This window comes from Erythrobacter sp. JB3-1 (assembly GCF_057364995.1).
In genome coordinates this window covers 2,096,714-2,115,607 of record NZ_CP200289.1, presented here as the reverse complement: position 1 = coordinate 2,115,607, position 18,894 = coordinate 2,096,714, and the positions used below count along the sequence as shown (strand labels likewise).

Sequence of the window (18,894 nt, the reverse complement as noted above, 5' to 3'; positions counted from 1 at the left end):
GCTTTGCATCTCGAGGGTTATTGTGGGGAGTCGTGAAAATGCGGAATTCAAACCTAGCGTTTAAACTGGCAGGCGTTGGCTTGTTAAGCTTGGTGATAGCGGGCTGCGCAGCCAATCAGGGCAATGTCGCCACAACCGGCCAACCTGATGAAAAGGTCGCGGCTGCCCCTCCACCTCCACCGCCTCCTCCGCCGCCACCCCCACCAGCGCCCGTCGCCGCAGAAGCGGTAGTCGTCACGGGCGCGCGGATCGCAGGCGCGGACTACGCACCTGTGACCCGCCGCCGTCCGCCGCCGATTATCGGCGTTCCGCCAGTGCGCGTACCGACCGATCCGGGCCGCGAGCAATATGATGGTGAAGAGGTCTCGCCGGTCAAGCTGACCAGCGCAGAGCCTGTCTCCACTTTTAGCGTCGATGTTGACACCGGCGCCTATGCCAATGCGCGCCGCTTCCTCACGCAAGGGCAGATGCCGCCGCGTGCCGCCGTGCGCACCGAGGAAATGATCAACTATTTCCGCTATGACTACGCCAAACCAGCCGACCGCTCTCAGCCGTTCAGCGTGAACACAGACATTGCACGCACACCGTGGAACGAAGACACCTATCTGATGCGGATTGGCCTGCGCGGATATGATTTGCCGCGCGAAGATCGCCCACCTGCCAATCTCGTATTCCTGATGGATGTGTCCGGTTCGATGGGGCAGCCGGACAAACTGCCCTTGGTCAAAACCGCGCTGGCAGGCCTCGCTGGTGAGCTTTCCCCGCAGGACCGTGTATCCATCGTCGTCTACGCAGGCGCTGCGGGCATGGTGCTCGAACCCACCAATGACACCAAGAAAATCCGCCGCGCTCTGGACGAGCTTTCCGCTGGCGGCTCAACTGCTGGCGGCGCAGGCTTGAAGCTTGCCTACAACATCGCGGAGGACAGCTTCATCAAAGGCGGGGTCAACCGCGTGATCCTGGCCACTGACGGTGACTTCAACGTCGGCGTATCGAGCCAAGACGCCTTGATCGAGCTGATCGAGGAAAAGCGCGACAGCGGGATCACCCTCACCACGCTCGGCTTTGGTCAAGGCAATTACAACGAAGCGATGATGGAGCAGGTCGCCAATCATGGGAACGGCAATTACGCCTATATCGACAGCGCGCTGGAGGCGAAAAAGGTACTGGGCGAAGAGATGAGCTCGACCCTTTTCACCATCGCCAAAGACGTCAAAATCCAAGTCGAGTTTAACCCGGCAGTTGTCAGCCAATATCGCTTGGTCGGCTATGAAAACCGGGCGCTGCGTGAGGAAGACTTCAACAATGATGCGGTCGATGCCGGCGACATCGGCGCAGGCCATCAAGTCACCGCGATTTACGAGATCGTACCCGCCGGAACCGAAGGCTGGATCGCGCCGCGCCGCTATGAAGACAAGCCCTCGCAAACCGCGCAAAGCCGCGAGGCGGAGGTCGCTCAGGTGAAGTTGCGCTACAAATTGCCCGATGGCAATAAATCGCGCCTTATTGAGCGCTTGGTAAAACGCAGCGAACTGCTGCAAGCCAAACAGCCGTCCGGCGATTTTGCCTTGGCCAGCGCCGTTGCTGCCTATGGTCAATTGCTGCGCGGGGACAATCTAATGAAGGGCTTTGGCCACAGCGATATTGAAACGCTCGCCGGCTCTCAGGATGATTACTGGCGGCAGGAATTCATCCGGCTGAACGCACTCGCAGGCAGCATGAAGGGCGGCTGAGGCGCACCAATCTCTCAAAACTTATGATGACCGCTTGGAATGCGCGAAGCGTCGCTGCTATGGCGCGTAGGCAAAGTGGTAATTCATAGGATTGAGAGATGACACCTGAGTTCTTTGAGGCCAATTGGCCCGTCATTCTGATAGTCGCGATTGTGGTGCTGTTGCTGGCGTTTTTCTGGCTGTCGGCAAACCGCAAAGCATCGGTCGTCGATAAGGACACGAAAGATGTTCTGGATGAAGGCGCTGCACCGGCGGCCCGCAATCAGGCGCTCATCGATGCGCCTAAGGCTGCGGTCAAAGATACAGGCGTTCCGGTGCCCGAGGCCACGCCGGAGCCAGCACTGGCGCCCGCGCCCTCCCCTGAACCAACGCCGACACCTGAACCCGTCGCGCCGCTGATCCAAGAAGATCCTGCCCCGCCCGTTCTGGGCGAAGCGCCAAGCGAACCCGCTGGCGAGGCCGATATTCCGGCCCCTGCTCCCGCGCCATCCTCTGGCGCAGCGGATGATCTGACCCAGATCAAGGGCCTCGGACCGAAGCTCGCCGGGCTACTGAACACCCTTGGAGTGACGACGTTTGCCGAAATCGCCAGCTGGGATGAAGCCGATATCGACCGTGTCGACGATCAGCTTGATCGCTTCAAAGGGCGCATCCGCCGCGATAACTGGGTGGAGCAAGCAAAGCTCCTCGCCGCAGGCGATAATGCAGGCTTTTCCGACAAGTTTGGCCAAAATGGTTGAAATAAATGGGAAACATTTGTCCAAACTGTGTTACATAGGAATATGTGAACGAGGAGAGGACAATGACTCAGGCACGGATTTTGGTCGCTGAAGACGAGCGAATCGTCGGTTTTGACCTCTGCGAAACGGTGCAAGAAGCCGGGTTCGAAGTGGCCGGCCCGCACACCGATATCTCCTCGGCGATGCTCTCGTTCCAGAAGAACAAGCCTGACTTGGCAATTCTGGATGTGCAATTGGATGACGGCATCGTCTATCCGCTCGCGCAGAAATTGCGCGATGAAGACGTGCCGATCATCTTCCACTCTGGCCAGTTTACTCGCGACGAGGTGGAGCAGCGCTTTCCAGAGGCGACGACTTTGCTGAAACCCTGCCCGCCCAATGAAATGCTGCGCACGGTTGTGAAGATTCTCGAAGACCAATAATCGCGTCAAATCGCTTATCCGCTAACGCGGCGCTTCCCACACGCCTCCGCTTCGCTTATCTCTGTTCGGTATATAAAACGGAGAGCGATACGTGAGCCAAGACCTGTTTCCTGTACCAGACGAGTGGGCGACAAACGCAAAGTTCAACGCAGGCAAATATCAAACCCACTATGCCCGTTCGATCAATGATCCTGACGGGTTCTGGCGCGAGGAAGCGCAGCGGATCGATTGGATCCAGCCATTCGAAACCGTCAAAGACATAAGCTATCACGAAGCTGATTTTCGCATCGGCTGGTTCCTTGGCGGGAAGCTCAATATTTGCGCCAATGCGCTGGACCGGCATTTGGCGGAACGCGGCGACACCCCTGCGATCATCTGGGAACCGGATGATCCCAGCACGCCGGGGCGCACCCTCACCTACCGCGATCTTCACCGCGAGGTCTGCCGTTTTGCCAATGTACTGAAAGCCAATGGCGTCAAAAAAGGCGACCGGGTCACGATCTATCTGCCCATGGTGCCAGAGGCCGCGATAGCGATGCTCGCGTGCGCGCGGATCGGCGCGGTGCATTCTGTCGTGTTTGCAGGGTTCTCTCCTGATGCGCTAGCGGGCCGGATATCAGATTGCCAATCTGATATTGTCCTGACCGCTGACGAGGGCCTGCGCGGCGGCAAGAAAGTTCCACTCAAAGCCAATGTCGATGCGGCCTTGGAAAAAGTCGATGTCAGCCGGGTGATCATGCTGAAGCATACCGGCGGCGAAATTGGCTTCACCGAAGGGCGCGACATCTGGTGGCATGACGCCATTTCCGCAGCGAGCGATGAATGCGAACCAGAGGTGATGGACGCAGAAGACCCGTTGTTTATCCTCTACACCTCCGGCTCCACTGGAAAACCGAAAGGCGTGTTGCACACAACCGGCGGCTATGCCGTGTGGACCAGCATGACGCATGAATATGTGTTCGATTACACACCGGGCCAAATTTATTGGTGCGCGGCCGATGTCGGCTGGGTCACCGGGCATTCCTATGTCGTCTACGGTCCGCTGCTGAACGGCGCGACACAAGTGATGTTCGAAGGCGTGCCGAACTATCCCGACCACTCGCGGTTCTGGAACGTGATCGACAAGCACAAGGTCGAAATTTTCTATGCCGCGCCCACTGCTTTGCGCGCGCTGATGCGCGAAGGCGATGAGTTTGTGACAAAGACGGATCGCTCCTCGCTCCGCCTGCTCGGCAGCGTGGGCGAACCGATCAATCCAGAGGCGTGGGATTGGTATCACCGCGTCGTGGGAGAGCGCCGCTGCCCCATCGTCGACACTTGGTGGCAGACCGAGACAGCGGGCGCGATGATCACCCCCTGCCCGGCGCAACAGCGCTGAAACCCGGCAGCGCCAGCACGCCGATGTTCGGGGTACAGCCCGCTTTGGTCGATGCGGAAAAGGGCACTGTGCTGGACGGCGCAGCCTCTGGCGCGCTCGTGATCACCGACAGTTGGCCGGGGCAAATGCGCACCGTTTACGGCGATCACAAGCGCTTTTTTGACACCTATTTCAGCCAATATCCCGGCTATTACTTCAGCGGCGATGGCTGCCGCCGGGACGAGGATGGCTATTACTGGATCACGGGCCGGATCGATGACGTGATCAATGTCTCTGGCCACCGCATGGGCACCGCCGAGGTGGAAAGTGCGCTGGTCGAGCATCCGCTGGTCGCCGAGGCCGCCGTGGTTGGGATGCCGCACGAGGTAAAAGGGCAAGGCATCTACGCCTATGTCACGACCAATGCGGGCACCGAGGACAGCGAGGATTTGCGGCGCGAGCTGGTGCAATGGGTGCGCAAGGAAATCGGCCCGATTGCGACCCCTGATGTGCTGCAATTTGCCCCCGGCCTGCCCAAGACCCGCAGCGGCAAGATCATGCGGCGGATCCTGCGCAAGATTGCTGAAAACGATATGGGCAGTCTGGGCGACACCTCGACATTGGCCGACCCGAGCGTGGTCGAAGATTTGGTTGCGAACCGGCCGTCTGTGTGATGGCGCGTGGGGCGCAAAGCTGTCCTACAGCGAGCACCGCGCCTATGGTCTCAGCCACCCTCAAAACAGCCTTGGAACAGGTCATTTCCCAAAAGTCACACTTTGCAACCGTGTATCTGCCCCAAACCTCTGATAAACAGGCGATAATTTCAAAAGTCACACATTTGAAAAAGGCGTATGTGTTCCAAAGCTCAAAACGGCCAACGCAAAACTTGCAGGACGCTGCGAAGCCTGCAACAGACCCTCTAACTGGTTTCAGGAGTAACTAATGGCCGAAATGGCGCCCTTCAACTGGGAAGATCCCTTCGATCTCGAAACGCAGCCGACCGAGGACGAGCGGATGATCCGTGACAGCGCCCATGCATTCGCGCAGAGCGAGCTGCAACCGCGCGTTATCGAGGCCTATCGCAATGAAACCGCCGCACCGGAGCTGTTCCCGCTGATGGGGCAGGCCGGGCTGCTCGGCGCGACCATTCCAGAGGAATATGGCGGCGTTGGCGCAAGCTATGTCGCATACGGCCTGATCGCGCGCGAAATTGAGCGCGTCGACAGCGGCTATCGCTCTATGGCCAGCGTCCAATCGAGCCTCGTGATGCACCCAATCTATGCTTACGGATCAGAAGAGCAGCGGCGCAAGTACCTGCCCGGCCTCTCCTCTGGCGAGCTCATCGGCTGCTTTGGCCTGACAGAGCCAGACGCAGGCAGCGACCCTGCTGGCATGAAGACCGTCGCGAAGAAGGATGGCGCCGGGGAGAATGGGGGCTACGTCATCAATGGTTCCAAAACCTGGATCTCAAACTCGCCCTTTGCCGACGTGTTCGTCGTTTGGGCCAAGAGCGAAGAGCATGGCGGCGGCATTCGCGGCTTTGTGCTTGAGAAGGGGATGAAGGGGCTGTCCGCGCCCAAGATCGAAGGCAAGATCAGCCTGCGCGCATCAACCACCGGCATGATCGTGATGGAAGATGTGAAGCTACCCGCCGACGCTCTGCTGCCTGATGTGCAAGGTCTCAAAGGCCCGTTCGGCTGCCTCAACCGCGCGCGTTACGGCATCGGCTGGGGCGCGATGGGCGCCGCGGAATTCTGCATGCACGCTGCACGCCAATACGGCCTCGATCGCAAGCAGTTTGGCAAGCCTCTGGCCGCGACGCAGCTGTTCCAGAAGAAGCTGGCGGACATGATGACGGACATCGCGATGGGGCTGCAATCGAGCCTGCGCGTTGGACGCTTGATGGACGAAGGCCGCTTTGCGCCCGACATGATCAGCATCATCAAACGCAACAACGTCGGCAAGGCTTTGGACATCGCCCGCCAATCGCGCGACATGCATGGCGGCAATGGTATATCGGAAGAATACCAGGTGATCCGCCATGCAGTGAACCTCGAGACGGTCAACACCTATGAGGGCACGCATGATGTCCACGCGCTCATCCTGGGCCGCGCGATTACCGGCATCGCGGCGTTCGGGTAAGGAGGGCTCGCGTCATCAAACTCCACGGCTACTTCCGCAGCTCAACCAGCTACCGCCTGCGCATCGCGCTGGAGCTGAAGGGTCTCGGCTATGAGAATGTGCCTGTGAACCTGCTCACCTCTGAGCAAAAGGGAGAGACCTTCACCAGCCGCAATCCGTTCGGCTCTGTGCCCATGTTGGAGGCCGATGGCCGCGACCGCGCGCAGAGCATGGCGCTGCTGGAATGGCTGGACGAGGCCTATCCTGACAAGCCGTTGATGCCGCGCGATATTGAGGCACGTTACACCGTGCGCGAGCTGACCTATGCGATCGCGACAGAGCTGCACGCGCCGCTCAACCTGCCGGTCTTGAAGTACCTCAAGAACGAATACGGCCAATCGCAAGACGAGATAGACACCTGGTATCGCCACTGGCTGGCGCGCACGTTGGTGCCAGTCGAGGCACGGCTGGCTCAGCTTGATACGGTCGACTTCCTGCTCGATGCGCCGGGCCTGTTCGAGACCGTGCTGCTGCCGCAAGTCTACAATGCGCGGCGTTTCAATTACGACATTTATGCACACAAACACATCGCGCAGATCGAGGCGGCGTGCCTTGCCCTGCCCGCGTTTCAGCGTGCCCACCCAGACAATCAACCCGACAACCCGGAGAACTCCGCATGAAACTAGCAACGCTCAATGATGGCACCCGCGATGGCAAATTGGTCGTTGTGTCAAAGGATCTCACGCGCTGCTGTGCAGCCGGATACATCGCGCCGACTATGCAGGCTGCGCTGGATGATTGGGAGCGGATTGCCCCGCAATTGGAAGTGCTCGCCACCGATGTCGAGCATCAGGCCGTGCCTTGCGAGCGCTTTCACGAGCGTGAGGCGCATTCGCCTCTACCGCGCGCCTACCAATGGGCCGATGGCAGCGCTTACATCAACCACGTTGAGCTCGTGCGCAAAGCGCGCGGTGCCAAGGTACCAGAGAGCTTCTACTCCGATCCGCTGATGTATCAGGGCGGCTCTGACAGCTTCCTGCCGCCGCGCGCCAACATCCCGCTGGGCGATCCAGCCTGGGGCTGCGACATGGAGGGCGAGGTCGCCGTGGTGACCGATGATGTGCCAATGGGCGTCTCGGCGGAAGATGCCGCCGGTCACATCAAGCTGATCATGCTGGTGAACGATGTGAGCCTTCGCGGGCTAATCCCGGGCGAGCTTGCCAAGGGTTTTGGCTTCTTCCAATCCAAGCCATCCAGTGCATTCTCACCGGTTGCAATCACACCGGACGAGCTGGGCGATGCATGGGCGGACAGTCTCATTCATCTGCCCTTGATGGTCGACTACAATGGCGAGGCGTTTGGCCGCGCAGAAGCAGCCAAGGACGCGACCTTCAACCTGGCGCAGCTCGTCGCCCATGCGGCCAAGACCCGCAGTCTGTGCGCCGGCTCCATCGTTGGCTCCGGCACGGTCAGCAACAAGGGTGCAGATGGAGGCCCGGGCAAGCCGGTTGCCGAAGGCGGGCTTGGCTACAGCCGCATCGCGGAAATCCGCATGATCGAGACGATTGCAAATGGCGAGGCGACAACGCGCTTCATGCGAGAAGGCGACAGCGTGAAGATCGAAATGCGCGATAAGGACAATCACTCGGTCTTTGGCGCGATCGAGCAGAACGTCGTGGCGGTCTAAAGCCGCTTTCCTACTTCAGAGCGCGGCGATAACACTGCCGCTGCTCTTTCAAACCGTCAAACTTCGATTGGGGTAAAGGCCGTCGCCTCATCGCCGGTGTTCGCCGTGCCTTCGGCGTCCATGATCACCAGCTTGGCCTCGCCCTGCCGCGCGCAGGGACGATGTTCGACGCCGCGCGGGACGACAATCATCTCGCCTGATGACAGGTGCTCTGTGCGATCTCGAAACTCCATTTCGAGCGCCCCTTCGACCACCAAGAACAGCTCATCAGTGTCGTCATGCCTGTGCCAATGGAATTCGCCATCAACCTTTGCGAGGCGCACCTCATTGCCATTGTAGCGCGCGGCAAGACGCGGCGCCCAATGCTCAGAGAATGTCTCAAACTTGTCGGCCAAATTGACCTTGCTCGGCGTTGCGCTCGCCATCAATACACCACCACGCTGCGGATGCTCTCGCCAGAGTGCATCAGGTCAAAACCCTTGTTGATCTCTTCCAGTGACAGGGTGTGAGTAATCATCGGATCAATCGCAATCTTGCCCTGCATGTACCAGTCGACGATCTTGGGAACATCGGTCCGCCCCTTCGCGCCACCAAAGGCCGTGCCGCGCCAATTGCGCCCGGTCACCAGCTGAAACGGACGCGTTGCGATCTCTTTGCCCGCTTCCGCCACGCCAATGATAATGCTGGTGCCCCACCCCTTGTGACAGCATTCGAGCGCTTGCCGCATGACATCGGTGCTGCCCGTGCAATCAAATGAATAGTCTGCCCCGCCGTCGAGCATTTCCACCAGATGGCCAACAACGTCAGAGGTCTCTTTGGGGTTCACGAAATCGGTCATGCCGAACTTCTCGCCCCATTCGCGTTTCGCTGGGTTTAGATCAACGCCCACGATCCGGTCTGCGCCAGCCATCTTTGCCCCTTGGATCACGTTGAGGCCAATGCCGCCAAGGCCGAACACGACGACATTGTCGCCGGGCTTCACCTGAGCCGTGTTGGTGACCGCTCCCACGCCTGTCGTAACGCCGCAGCCAACATAACATGCGCTTTCAAACGGAGCATCGGTGCGGATCTTAGCGACGGCGATCTCTGGCAGGACGGTGAAGTTAGAGAACGTCGAGCACCCCATATAATGGTAGATCGTCTCGCCCTTATAGCTGAACCGCGAAGTGCCATCCGGCATCAGGCCTTTGCCCTGCGTCTCGCGGATTGCACTGCACAGATTGGTCTTGCCAGACAGGCACATTTTGCACTGCCTGCATTCCGGCGTGTAGAGCGGGATTACATGATCGCCAGGCACAACCGAAGTCACGCCTGCGCCAACTTCCCGCACAATCCCGGCGCCTTCATGGCCCAAAATGCTGGGGAACAGACCTTCGCTATCCAGCCCGTCCAGCGTGTAAGCATCGGTGTGACAAATCCCGGTCGCCATAATCTCGACCAGTACTTCGCCCGCCTTCGGCCCTTCCAGATCCAGCTCTACGACCTCGAGCGGCCTTTTGGCTTCAAATGCAACGGCGGCTCTGGTTTTCATGGTGCGTCTCTCTCATTCAAATCGAGAGAAACGCAACACCAGCGCGGGGCCCGCGTCAAGCGCGCAGATCAGTCAGCGCGCTTGTTGTCGATCACAGTCACAAAGTCGTGATTGACGTCGCGGTGCTCCGCTTCATCCGCGCGAACGGCGATAATCACATCGCGTAGCCGCGCGTCCTGCGGCAACTGCCAATAGTCGATCGCAATCTGAGGCGCCGGCACATTCTCATGCCGCCCAGCATCAACCTCGGCGAGATATTGGGTGTAGCTGAAGACCGCTTCTTCCTCGAAATAGGCCACCACCCGGTGCGCCGTGCGCGGCGCAAACAGGTAGAGCCAGAAGTAGAAATTGTAGAAGATCAGCTGGGTTACCATGATGAGCATGCGCTCAAACCGGTTCGGATCGGCGATCTTGATAAATGTCATCAGATGCATCCGCTCATTCTCTGCCTCGTCCAGCAAAGTGCGGATCCAGCCCTCGTCATCGCGGATATAGCGCAGCGCCTTGAGGTGCTGCCACAGGCCGCCGACCATTCCGGGCACCGCCGCAACCGTCTCCAGCACGACGGCGCGGTGGCCATAACGTGTGGCGAAGAACTTATCGGCAAAGAACCGCAGCATTTTGACGAAGGCAAAGGCCACCTTGTCGCTGGTGGTGACCGGCGCAACATGGATATCCAGCTCTGCATCGTGGTTCACTTGGCGAACCAGCGGTGCGGTGTTTAGGTGTTTCATTAGCCACTTCCGTAGAGCCGCTTAACAATCGAGGAGCTCAGTCCCCTCTGCGCGCCACGACCATGTTCAGACATGCTTCGTTTACCCAACGCCTAAATGCCTGTTCTGATCCGGAATAAACATCGGATTCGCGGCATTATATGTTCAGTTTTTTGCAACTTGTTGCATCAAGTGAAACCGAGGCTGTCCGCCACCGCTTGGTTCACGATCTTGCCCTGATGGACATTTAGACCGGGCGCGAGATGCGGGTCCTCTTCGCACGCGGCCACACCCTTATTCGCAAGCGCAAGGCCAAATGGCAGGGTCGCATTGTTGAGCGCATAGCTCGAAGTGAGCGGCACCGCGCCGGGCATGTTGGCGACGCAATAGTGAATGATCCCATCGACCTCATAGGTCGGGGCCTCATGCGTGGTAGGCTTTGACATTTCAAACGCGCCGCCTTGGTCGATCGCCACATCCACCAGAACCGCTCGGTTCTTCATCAAACCCAGCATTTCGCGCGTCACCAAATGTGGTGCGCTCGCGCCGGGGATCAGCACCGCGCCAACGACGACATCAGCGTCGGTGATCGCTTGCTCGATCGTTGAAGATGTGGAGTATCGCGTTGTCGCACGCCCTTGGAACATATCATCAAGCTGGCGGATACGCGGCAGCGAGCGGTCGAAAATCTCGACATTCGCGCCCATGCCCACGGCCATGCGTGCCGCCTGCGTTCCAACAACGCCTCCGCCCAGCACGACCACTTTCGCTGGCAGAACGCCCGGCACGCCGCCCATCAATGTGCCGCGCCCGCCATTGTTGGCGCGCAGCGCCATGCCGGCAGCCTCAATCGACAGCCGTCCAGCAACTTCACTCATGGGGGCAAGCAGTGGCAGCCCGCCATGACGGTCGGTCACCGTCTCATAGGCAACCGCGGATACGCCTGCTTCCATGAGGCCGCGCGCTTGATCGGGATCGGGGGCGAGGTGCAGATAGGTGAAAAGGATTTGTCCCTCACGCAACTGCACCCATTCGCTCGGCTGAGGCTCTTTGACCTTCACGATCATATCGGCCTTGGCAAACACTTCAGCGGCGTCAGCCGCAATCTGTGCGCCCGCCGCAAGGTAGACATCATCATCCTTGCTGATGCCTAGGCCTGCACCGGTTTCGACAAGCACCTGATGACCAGCAGCAATGTATTCGCGCGCCGCCTCTGGGGTCAGGCCAACACGATATTCGTGGGTTTTGATCTCTTTGGGGACGCCAACAAGCATGCCGAACTCCTGGGGGAATATGGGTACATTGGGTTCGAATCGAACCTTAGGTGACGCGCAACAAAGTTACAATCGAAACAAACATGCTTGCTTTACTTCGCGGGCTTTGGTGAGACTGCCGCCGCACACAAGCGCACAGCAATTGGTGCGCATATGTAAGCTTGGAGAATTGCCATGACCGCCTACCCTCAAATCAAAATGCTGATCGGCGGTGAATGGGTCACGGACGGCGGCGACGGCACAATGGCCGTCACCAATCCGGCGACCGAAGCGGTGCTTGGTCAATGTCCTAAAGCCTCGACCGAACAACTTGATGCGGCATTGGCAGCAGCAGACGAAGGTTTCAAAACTTGGAGCAACACGCCGGGTATCGAACGCTATAACATCCTGCGCCGCGGCGCTGAAATTCTACGCGAACGCGCGCCGCAGATTGCCGATATCATCACCGCCGAAATGGGTAAACCGCGCGCTCAGGCCCTTCCCGAAGTGGTGGTCTCTGGCGATGTGATCGACTTTCTGGCTGAGGAAGCCAAGCGTCAAGGCGGCCGCCTGGTGCCGCCGCGCCATCACGGCCTTTTGTCTCAGCAAGTGCTTCATATGCCGGTCGGCCCAGCGGTGCTGCTGACCGCATGGAACTTCCCCGTGAACCTCGCCGCACGCAAGCTGGGCGGAGCATTGGCCGCTGGCTGCTCTGTGATCCTTAAGCCTGCTGAAGACACCCCCGCATCTGCGCAAATGCTCGTCGAAGCTCTGGTCGATGGCGGATTGCCAAAGGGCGTCATCAACCTGGTCTACGGCGATCCTGGACCCGTGTCAGAGCACCTCATCGCGTCGCCAATCACACGCAAGATCAGCTTCACTGGATCAACGGCGGTCGGCAAACATCTTGGCGCGCTCGCCGCAAAGAACATGAAACGCTTCACGCCAGAGCTTGGCGGCCACGCACCGGTCATCATCAGTGAAACCGCGGATTTCGAGCGTAGCCTCGCCGCATGTATCGCGGGCAAATTTCGCAATGCCGGACAAGTGTGCGTATCGCCAACGCGCTTCCTCGTGGCCCACGGCGTGTATGACAAATTCGTCAGCGAGTTTGCCGCCCGCGCGGCTCAGATCAAAGTCGGCGACGCAGGCGTAGATGAAAGCGTCGAAATGGGCCCGCTTGCGCACGAACGCCGCGTCGCTGCCATGGCTCATGCACTCGGCGATCTTGGCGGCGGCAAAGGGGAAATCGTCACTGGTGGTGCTGCAATCGAAGGCAGCGGCTTCTTCTACCAGCCCACAGTGGTGGCAAACCCCAGCATGGACAGCCGGTTGATGACGGAAGAGCCATTTGGCCCCATCGCTGGCATTGTGCCCTATGACACAATCGAGGACGCGGTCGAGACGGCAAACGCTCTGCGCTACGGCTTGGCCGCCTATGCCTTCACCAGTTCCTTGGATGAGAGCCATTACTTGGGGCAAAATTTGCGCGCGGGAATGGTGGCGATCAACCACTTGGCCGTATCTTCGCCCGAAACCCCATTTGGCGGTGTCGGCGACAGCGGATTTGGCTCAGAAAGCGGCGAGGAAGGCTATCTCGGATACACCGAGACGAAGCTTGTCACAATTGGCAAAGCAGGCTGAACGCAGCCCGTTTTGTCTCAATCGAGGATAGGTACGATGCGCGAGAGGATGCGGCGCATTGGGCCATGGCTTTCCATCGGCTTGATGCGGCCCCAGCGCGCTCGGCGCGAATATTCATCTTGAAGTTGAACCGTCCGGCCCATCGCATCTGGGCCACTCGACCTGATCGTCGGTATTTCCATTTCTGCTTCCCCAAGAGGCAATCGCCTCGAATCGCTATATTTAGCTGCCTAAGGGCTAACACCTAATAATCTGGAAACAGAATCGTATTTTCCATTTAAGCTGCAGCGAGAAGTAGCTTTTTCCACCAGTTACGCTGCTTAAGCTTGGGTAAAAAGCGGTCTAAACCCGCTGAGCCCCCGCCGCGCGCACGGCCTCCAAAGTTGGGTAACCGTTTACAGCCATCAGCAAATCTGCCTCGGCCAAGATCGATCTCAGCACAAACTCTGCGCCTTTCGCTCCGCCCAAGGCCAGCCCATACGTGTATGGCCTGCCCACGCCGACAGCAGTCGCGCCCAAGGCCAGCGCCTTAACCACATCAGTGCCGGAGCGAATGCCGCTATCGAACAGCACCGGCACATCACCAGACGCCTTCACCACGTCTTCGAGCAGGTCGATAGTCGCGATCCCGCCATTCGCCTGCCTCCCGCCGTGGTTGGAGCAATAAATCCCGTCCGCGCCCGTATCTACGGCCTTTCTCGCGTCATCTGGGTGGCAAATGCCCTTCAGTACAATCGGCAGCTTCGTCACCGATTTCAGCCATTTCATATCGTCCCAGGTCAGCACCTGGCCAAAGGTCGCAGCCCAAGTCATGATCGCCGTCTTGGGATCCTCTTCTGGCGGCTTTTCAAGCAGCGACCGGAACACCGGATCGCAGAAATAATTGTGCAGTACCTTGCCGCGCAATTGCGGGAAGTTTGAGGCGTTGAGGTCGCGCGGTCGCCACCCAGTCACCCACGTGTCGAGCGTGACCACCAGAGCCTTGTATCCGGCGGCCTCAGCCCGGCCGATCAGGCTCTCGGCGAGCCCCTTGTGACGCGGCGTATAAAGTTGAAAGAAACCCGGCGTGTCACCGCAAGCATCATGGACATCCTCCATGCTGTCATTCGCCAGCGTCGAAGCGCACAGTGGCACGCCCGTCGCCGCCGAGGCCTGCGCAGCAGCGATATCGCCGTGCTTGTCCTGCGTCGCCTCGCCCGTCAGCCCAATGGGCGCCATGAACAAAGGGGTCGGCAGCTTCATGCCGAACAGATCAATCGATAAGTCCCGCTCCTGCGCATCGACCATCATGCGCGGGATCATGCCCCAGTGGTGAAAGGCGGATGAGTTGCTGTCTTGTGTATGCTCATCGCCGCACCCGCCTGCGACATAGTTGGTCAATGACGGACCTAGTGCCTCGTGGGCGCGCTTTTCCAGCGTTGCAAAATCAACCGGAAACTCAGGCAAAATGCCTTGCAACCCGGCGTTGTAAATCTCGTTCTGCATCGCTCCGAAATAGCTCATCGCTCAACCCTCTCCCGGTCATATTTAGATTGTGAGCTTGGGGTGAAGAGGAGCTTGAAGCAAATGGTTTTTGCTTGATCGGCTCTAGTTGAAAAAGCGCTGCAAGGCCGGGCGTACCTTCAAGAACTGGATATAGAACCGCTCAAGAATGCTGAGCACAATCCGGTTGCGAGCCAGCAGGCCTAGTGGGCGGAAAAGCGGGATCGCACGCCACATAGCGGCGAATGCAGCCGCGCCGCTCAGCAGCCGGCCGTCTTCGCTTGCATGAAACCTCGCCAGCAATTGCGCCTGGTCGATTGGGCACACAGCCTCGCCCGCTTCCCCGGAAACATCGATGAACTTCACCGACTTGGCCGTGTCCATGCGCCGCATCAATGCGATCTCTCGGGTGCACAGCGGACATGCCCCGTCAAACCATACTATGACTTTAGCCATGTGTTACAGATGCGAACGCAGCGGCTAATTATCAACCAACCAGCTCGAGAAAGCCTGCGTCGGGGCGCTCAGAAATTGATCCCGGCGCGCACGTTCAATTCCGGCGAATTGTCATCACTGCGCTCTGCGCTGCCTCCCAAAGGAAACCCGCCTTCGATCTCGAAACCAAACGGTCCGATGCGACCGCGCACGCCTGGTCCAGCAGAAAAGAGCGATCCCTCACCTACGCCCGCTCCGATATCGGTGACATAGCCGCCATCGACAAAGGCGTAGAATTGGAGAAAATCGAACGGCAATTTGTCGGGTGCAAAGCGATATCTCAGCTCAGCCAGGCCATAAACACCTTCGTCGCCCAGCACTTCGCTGAAATCATATCCGCGCGTGCGGAACGGCCCGCCCAGCGCCATCTCTTGTGGAGCCAGCAGCGGACGATCTGCAATCTGCCCCCCGGCAGCGAAATAGACATCAAAACGGCCAGCGACCGGCAAACGCGCATCGCCCCAGAACAAAACCTTGGAGAATACGCCGTCGCCATCTCTGCGCGAGATCAATGGATCGCCGCGCCGGCTTGCACCCAGGATACCCAGCCCGCGAACGTGGCTTGCCCCGGCGCGGACGCGTCCGCCAGCAACCGCCCATTGCGTCGTAATGCCAATCGAAGCAGTTACGATGGTGTCATCGCGCAGCATCTGCCCCAGGTCGTCTTGCTCGATCGCGATGTAAGAGACATTGCCATTGACCCACAAGCTCTTGTCCTTCGACCTGATGATCGGCTGATCGAGCGATATCCCTGCTCGCAACGAATCTCCGTTTACATCGCTGTCGCCAAAAGGCCCCTCTGGCGAAGTCGAGCCAATCGAGCCATTGATCCCTGCAGTAAGGCCAGAGCTGTTGACCTGCGTCCGGTAGGAACCGGAAACAAAGAGCAACTCTTCTGGATCGACCGGATTGATCCGTAGGGCAACGTAAAGCTGATCCGAAGAGCTGAGCACATCAGTTTGCCGAGTGGAGGCCACCGCGCGGTACGGGCCGAACGAACGCGTGCCGTAATTGTCCGCCTGGATTTGATAGCGGTCCTTTTGCTGATCAAGGTTGACGACCAGAATGGCGCGGCCATCACGGCGTGAAATCTTAGCATCCTTCAATCGCACTGAAGGGATGTCAGTTACGAGCAGCAGTGCCGCTTCCAAATCGCTTTGCTTCACCGGTCGGCCCTGCAGGCGGTTCAGAATTCGGCGAGCTTGAGCATTGTCATAGCCATTGATTTCGATTGCATCGACGCGGCCCTCATCGACCGCGATCTGGACAACGCCAAAACCATTCTCGTTCTCAAGCACGTCCGCTTTAACGTAGGCATAGCCTTCTTCTTTCGCGAGATCGGCGATCTGCTTGGTCGGCTGAGCCAGCACCTCTTCGCTGCGCTCTTCTCCAAAGAAACCCTCGACGACCGCCTGGTAACGAGCATCGTCGATCGCTTCATTGCCGAGAATGACAATCGCACCAATCTGATCGGCCTGTTGCTCTTCGGCGGGCTGCTCGCCCTGCTCATATAGCACTTCGTCGCCGCTCTGCATGACCGACAGCATAGCGATCCGCGGCGGATTGGCGGTCTCCTGCGCGTTCAACGCAGGCGCTGCGATGCATAGACATGCACCCAACGAAACTGCCTTGGTTAAACGCATTGAAACCTCCTGAATGGAGGCGTGCGCCTAGCCGCGGCCCGCTAATAAACTCTTACCCGCGAGCGAATTAGGGAAATGTTAGCTACCCAGCTTCAGCACTCCTTTAGAGGCGGCGGTTCAAAGGCATACTAGCACTGAACTGTATTCTTATTTGAGACTAACCAATGATCCGCCTTGCCAAGAAATCCCTTGTGGTTGCCGCCTTGATGGCCAGCACCAGCGCCATTGCCAGCAGTGGCTGGAGCGTTTCTGAGGCGAGCGGATCGGTTACGATCACACGCGGTGAGAAGGTCATTCAGGCTCGCAAAAACAGCCGCCTTAACGAAGGTGATGTGATCCGCACCGGCACAGGGGCCCGCGCTGTTTTGGTCCGCGGCAAAGAATATCTCGTTGTCTCACCAAAAGCGCATATCCGGATTGCCGAGCCTGAAAAGGCCGGTCCGGTTACGCAGATCTTTCAATATCTCGGCAATGTGCTGTTTAAGATCGAAAAGAAGAGCACCCCTCATTTTGGCGTAGAGACTCCGTACATGGCCGCTGTGGTCAAGGGGACGACGTTCAACGTGTCGGTTGGCGATGATGGCACCAGCGTTCAGGTTACGGAAGGTGCGGTCGAAGTCACCACGGGCGATGATCTCGAAGCAGCCTTGCTGACCCCAGGCCTCGTCGGGCTAGTCGAGGCGGACGCAATCGGCGATTTGATCGTCATTTCGAACGATCCCGATGGCCCTGGTGCGGAAGAAGCAACCGTACGCGGCACACCTAGCTTTGTGCCCGCTCTCAGCCAGCCAGCAGCAGAGCCGGTTACACGCATCGCTAACGCAGCGGCAAATTCTGGCGGCGCAGCTGGCGCTAGCAGCGCCAGCCGCGAACAACCGTTTGCTCGACCTGTTACAGCCGGGCCCACTACCCAAGCTGACGCTGGCCGTGCGAACGGTACTGCCCCAGGATTGCAGGTCGAGATCGGCGCCGCATCTGGCGGAGAGGGCGCCTCTTATGACGACGTCAACGACGTCATAACGAATAGCGGTGGCGAAGAAGAAAGCAGCGCGGCCCAAGATTTCGTCATCTCAGAACCAGGAGATGGTGAAAGCGGCCCGATTGAAGTCATCACCGAGAACGAAGGCAACACCTCTGTTCCTGTCGCAGAAGAGACCGACAGCAGCATTGCAATTGGCACGGTCGATGTCGGCGCTACTGACGAAAATGTTGCACCCGCGAATGACACGGGTCTCGTCTATGCGGAGGATCAGACCAATGGTTCTTGCGCTGATGTCGCGAATTGCTCGGGCGGCGAAAATCCAAACAATGGCGGCGCTGACCTTGATGATGATGCCTCCGATGAAGACATCGGCCTCGATGCTGGCATTGGTGGCCCGCTTGATGGCTCCGATAGTGAAGAAGTCGATGTCGGCGCGGATCTAGGCCTCGGCTCAGGCAGTGACGGCAGCGACGAAGACAACGCCGGAAATAGAAACGGCAATTCGGGTGGTAACAACGGCAATGCCAACGGCCTCGAGAATGGCAATGGTGGCGGAAACGGCAACGGAAACAACGGGAACGGCAACGGCAATGGCGGCCCCAGTTCCGATGATGAAGACATCGGCCTCGATGCCGGCATCGTTGGCCCAGCCGATGATTCCGATAGCGAAGAAGTCGACGTGGGCGCGGATCTGGGCCTCGGCTCAGGCAATGACGGCAGCGACGAAGACACCACCGGAAATGGAAACGGCAACTCGGGCGGTAACAACGGCAATGCCAACGGCATCGGAAATGGCAATGGCGGCGGAAATAGCAACGGAAACAACGGTAACGGGAACGGCAATGGCGGCCCCAACTCTGATGATGAAGATGGCTCCGAGGGCGGTGTTGGCATAGACTTTGGAGCAGACCTCGGCGGAGATGATGGCGTGGATATCGACCTAGGTGCTGATCTCGGTTTGGGCCTGGGGCTGGGCAATGACGACGACGATGATGATGATGCCGGAGAGAACGGCGAAGGCGGCGAAGGCGGTGAAGGCGGAGAGCGCGGTCGAGGCCGAGGCCGGGGCAATAATAACTAAGCTCGAAGCA

General features: G+C 58.9%; 16 protein-coding genes and 1 pseudogene. 9 read left to right on the top strand and 8 right to left on the bottom strand.

Going from position 1 to position 18,894, the window contains the following annotated elements:
• The first annotated feature begins 38 nt into the window (after positions 1-38).
• From AC0V6M_RS09970 to AC0V6M_RS09940, 7 genes and pseudogenes are all read left to right on the top strand, one after another.
• On the top strand, positions 39-1,733 hold the full coding sequence (locus AC0V6M_RS09970; RefSeq protein WP_486138657.1) for a vWA domain-containing protein: 1,695 nt from the start codon (positions 39-41) through the stop codon (positions 1,731-1,733).
• Between the two features lie 98 nt (positions 1,734-1,831).
• The gene (locus AC0V6M_RS09965; RefSeq protein ID WP_486138656.1) at positions 1,832-2,473 is read left to right on the top strand and encodes a hypothetical protein; all 642 of its coding nucleotides are present in this window, start codon (positions 1,832-1,834) and stop codon (positions 2,471-2,473) included.
• A gap of 62 nt (positions 2,474-2,535) precedes the next feature.
• Positions 2,536-2,895 carry a response regulator gene (locus AC0V6M_RS09960; protein WP_486138655.1) on the top strand — a complete coding sequence of 120 codons (360 nt, stop codon included), beginning with the start codon at positions 2,536-2,538 and terminating at the stop codon, positions 2,893-2,895.
• 91 nt (positions 2,896-2,986) lie between these two features.
• Positions 2,987-4,926, top strand: a pseudogene (acs, locus tag AC0V6M_RS09955) (acetate--CoA ligase).
• 277 nt (positions 4,927-5,203) lie between these two features.
• A complete protein-coding gene (locus AC0V6M_RS09950; protein ID WP_486139607.1) occupies positions 5,204-6,394 on the top strand; it encodes an acyl-CoA dehydrogenase in 1,191 nt (396 codons plus the stop codon).
• Between the two features lie 14 nt (positions 6,395-6,408).
• Positions 6,409-7,053 carry a maleylacetoacetate isomerase gene (maiA, locus tag AC0V6M_RS09945; protein WP_486139606.1) on the top strand — a complete coding sequence of 215 codons (645 nt, stop codon included), beginning with the start codon at positions 6,409-6,411 and terminating at the stop codon, positions 7,051-7,053.
• Complete coding sequence (locus tag AC0V6M_RS09940; RefSeq protein ID WP_486138654.1) at positions 7,050-8,060, top strand: fumarylacetoacetate hydrolase family protein; 1,011 nt, start codon at positions 7,050-7,052, stop codon at positions 8,058-8,060. Before maiA ends, AC0V6M_RS09940 begins: the two co-directional genes overlap by 4 nt.
• Positions 8,061-8,116: 56 nt before the next feature.
• Here the strand turns inward: AC0V6M_RS09940 and AC0V6M_RS09935 are convergent, their stop codons facing one another.
• The 4 genes from AC0V6M_RS09935 to ald form a co-directional block, all read right to left on the bottom strand.
• Complete coding sequence (locus tag AC0V6M_RS09935) at positions 8,117-8,485, bottom strand: cupin domain-containing protein (protein ID WP_486138653.1); 369 nt, start codon at positions 8,483-8,485, stop codon at positions 8,117-8,119.
• Positions 8,485-9,591, bottom strand: a complete 1,107-nt coding sequence (locus AC0V6M_RS09930; protein WP_486138652.1) for an S-(hydroxymethyl)glutathione dehydrogenase/class III alcohol dehydrogenase — start codon at positions 9,589-9,591, stop codon at positions 8,485-8,487. The genes AC0V6M_RS09935 and AC0V6M_RS09930 overlap by 1 nt, the downstream gene beginning before the upstream one ends.
• A 68-nt stretch (positions 9,592-9,659) precedes the next feature.
• Positions 9,660-10,325 carry an alternative oxidase gene (locus AC0V6M_RS09925; protein WP_486138651.1) on the bottom strand — a complete coding sequence of 222 codons (666 nt, stop codon included), beginning with the start codon at positions 10,323-10,325 and terminating at the stop codon, positions 9,660-9,662.
• Positions 10,326-10,492: 167 nt separating this feature from the next.
• Entirely contained in the window at positions 10,493-11,578 is a 1,086-nt protein-coding gene (gene ald / locus AC0V6M_RS09920; protein WP_486138650.1) for an alanine dehydrogenase, read from the bottom strand.
• A 174-nt stretch (positions 11,579-11,752) separates the two neighbouring features.
• Between ald and AC0V6M_RS09915 the strand changes: the two genes are divergently transcribed.
• A complete protein-coding gene (locus AC0V6M_RS09915; protein WP_486138649.1) occupies positions 11,753-13,201 on the top strand; it encodes an NAD-dependent succinate-semialdehyde dehydrogenase in 1,449 nt (482 codons plus the stop codon).
• A gap of 17 nt (positions 13,202-13,218) precedes the next feature.
• Here AC0V6M_RS09915 and AC0V6M_RS09910 read toward each other — a convergent pair whose 3' ends face one another.
• The 4 genes from AC0V6M_RS09910 to AC0V6M_RS09895 form a co-directional block, all read right to left on the bottom strand.
• Positions 13,219-13,383: a hypothetical protein gene (locus AC0V6M_RS09910; RefSeq protein ID WP_472642754.1), complete on the bottom strand. Its 165-nt coding sequence runs from the start codon at positions 13,381-13,383 to the stop codon at positions 13,219-13,221.
• Between the two features lie 160 nt (positions 13,384-13,543).
• On the bottom strand, positions 13,544-14,704 hold the full coding sequence (locus AC0V6M_RS09905; protein ID WP_486138648.1) for an alpha-hydroxy-acid oxidizing protein: 1,161 nt from the start codon (positions 14,702-14,704) through the stop codon (positions 13,544-13,546).
• A gap of 84 nt (positions 14,705-14,788) precedes the next feature.
• Positions 14,789-15,139 carry a thiol-disulfide oxidoreductase DCC family protein gene (locus AC0V6M_RS09900; protein ID WP_486138647.1) on the bottom strand — a complete coding sequence of 117 codons (351 nt, stop codon included), beginning with the start codon at positions 15,137-15,139 and terminating at the stop codon, positions 14,789-14,791.
• 68 nt (positions 15,140-15,207) lie between these two features.
• Positions 15,208-16,821, bottom strand: coding sequence for a ShlB/FhaC/HecB family hemolysin secretion/activation protein (locus AC0V6M_RS09895; RefSeq protein WP_486138646.1), 1,614 nt, complete (start codon positions 16,819-16,821; stop codon positions 15,208-15,210).
• A 164-nt stretch (positions 16,822-16,985) separates the two neighbouring features.
• Between AC0V6M_RS09895 and AC0V6M_RS09890 the strand changes: the two genes are divergently transcribed.
• Positions 16,986-18,884 carry a FecR domain-containing protein gene (locus AC0V6M_RS09890; RefSeq protein ID WP_486138645.1) on the top strand — a complete coding sequence of 633 codons (1,899 nt, stop codon included), beginning with the start codon at positions 16,986-16,988 and terminating at the stop codon, positions 18,882-18,884.
• Positions 18,885-18,894 lie beyond the last annotated feature (10 nt).

Coding starts and splice junctions, on each gene's coding strand:
- AC0V6M_RS09950 (WP_486139607.1), top strand. CDS start 5,204: ATGGCGCCCTTCAACTGGGAAGATCCCTTCGATCTCGAAACGCAGCCG.
- ald (WP_486138650.1), bottom strand. CDS start 11,578: ATGCTTGTTGGCGTCCCCAAAGAGATCAAAACCCACGAATATCGTGTT.
- AC0V6M_RS09965 (WP_486138656.1), top strand. CDS start 1,832: ATGACACCTGAGTTCTTTGAGGCCAATTGGCCCGTCATTCTGATAGTC.
- AC0V6M_RS09890 (WP_486138645.1), top strand. CDS start 16,986: ATGATCCGCCTTGCCAAGAAATCCCTTGTGGTTGCCGCCTTGATGGCC.
- AC0V6M_RS09970 (WP_486138657.1), top strand. CDS start 39: ATGCGGAATTCAAACCTAGCGTTTAAACTGGCAGGCGTTGGCTTGTTA.
- AC0V6M_RS09935 (WP_486138653.1), bottom strand. CDS start 8,485: ATGGCGAGCGCAACGCCGAGCAAGGTCAATTTGGCCGACAAGTTTGAG.
- AC0V6M_RS09910 (WP_472642754.1), bottom strand. CDS start 13,383: ATGGAAATACCGACGATCAGGTCGAGTGGCCCAGATGCGATGGGCCGG.
- AC0V6M_RS09900 (WP_486138647.1), bottom strand. CDS start 15,139: ATGGCTAAAGTCATAGTATGGTTTGACGGGGCATGTCCGCTGTGCACC.
- AC0V6M_RS09905 (WP_486138648.1), bottom strand. CDS start 14,704: ATGAGCTATTTCGGAGCGATGCAGAACGAGATTTACAACGCCGGGTTG.
- AC0V6M_RS09895 (WP_486138646.1), bottom strand. CDS start 16,821: ATGCGTTTAACCAAGGCAGTTTCGTTGGGTGCATGTCTATGCATCGCA.
- AC0V6M_RS09915 (WP_486138649.1), top strand. CDS start 11,753: ATGACCGCCTACCCTCAAATCAAAATGCTGATCGGCGGTGAATGGGTC.
- AC0V6M_RS09940 (WP_486138654.1), top strand. CDS start 7,050: ATGAAACTAGCAACGCTCAATGATGGCACCCGCGATGGCAAATTGGTC.
- AC0V6M_RS09960 (WP_486138655.1), top strand. CDS start 2,536: ATGACTCAGGCACGGATTTTGGTCGCTGAAGACGAGCGAATCGTCGGT.
- AC0V6M_RS09930 (WP_486138652.1), bottom strand. CDS start 9,591: ATGAAAACCAGAGCCGCCGTTGCATTTGAAGCCAAAAGGCCGCTCGAG.
- AC0V6M_RS09925 (WP_486138651.1), bottom strand. CDS start 10,325: ATGAAACACCTAAACACCGCACCGCTGGTTCGCCAAGTGAACCACGAT.